Genomic DNA, 1,030 nt, shown 5'->3' with positions numbered 1-1,030 from the left:
CGAGGACGTCGACCGGGCCGTCGCCGCCGCGCGCCGCGCGTTCGACGACGGCTCGTGGGCGACCATGAAGCCCAACCAGCGCGAGCAGATCCTGTGGCGCATCGGCGACCTGCTGGACGCCAGGGCCGAGCTGTTCGGGCAGATCGAAGCCCTGGACAACGGCAAGTCCGTCGCGATCGCCACCGCCGTGGACGTGGCCTGGGCGGCCGACGTGTTCCGCTACTACGCCGGCTGGTCCACCAAGATCGAGGGCTCCACGGTCAACGTGTCGATGCCGTTCGCCGGCGACAAGCAGTTCCACGCCTACACCCAGCGCGTGCCCGTGGGCGTGTGCGGGCAGATCATCCCCTGGAACTTCCCCCTGCTCATGGCGGCGTGGAAGCTCGCCCCCGCCCTGGCCACCGGCAACACCCTGGTCCTCAAGCCGGCCGAGCAGACTCCGCTGACCGCGCTGCTGCTGGGCGAGGTCATCGCCGAGGCCGGCGTGCCCGCCGGCGTGGTCAACATCGTCACCGGCTTCGGCGACGCCGGCGCCGCGATTTCCGCCCACGACGACGTGGACAAGGTGGCCTTCACCGGCTCCACCGAGGTGGGCAAGCTCATCGTCGACGCCGCCAAGGGCAACCTCAAGAAGGTCTCCCTCGAACTGGGCGGCAAGAGCGCCAACATCGTCTTCGCCGACTGCGACTTCGACGCCGCCGTCGCAGGCTCCGTGGCCGCGTGGATGTTCAACCACGGCCAGGCCTGCACCGCTGGCACCCGCCTGTATGTCGAGGACTCCATCTACGAGAAGTTCACGCAGGCCGTCGCCGAAGCCGCCGCCCAGGCCACCATCGGGCACGGTCTGGACCCCGCCACCGAGCTCGGCCCGCTGGTCGACCAGGACCAGTTCGACAAGGTCTCCTACTACCTGCGCGCCGGCATCGAGGACGGCGGGCGGGCCCTCACCGGCGGCGGCCGACACGGTGACACCGGCTACTTCGTCCAACCCACCGTGTTCGTGGACGTCGAGCCCGACCACCGGGTGGTG

Annotated in this window: 1 protein-coding gene; it reads left to right on the top strand. The window is 70.2% G+C overall.

Going from position 1 to position 1,030, the window contains the following annotated elements:
- Window positions 1-1,030, top strand: a 1,030-nt coding sequence (locus G6026_RS14695; RefSeq protein WP_241728106.1) for an aldehyde dehydrogenase family protein, incomplete at both ends; no start/stop codon positions are given.

Source organism: Dietzia sp. DQ11-38-2, assembly GCF_014145055.1.
Classification (GTDB): domain Bacteria; phylum Actinomycetota; class Actinomycetes; order Mycobacteriales; family Mycobacteriaceae; genus Dietzia.
The sequence above is the reverse complement of the archived record's forward strand: the minus strand, read 5'-3'. Positions and strand labels throughout refer to the sequence as shown.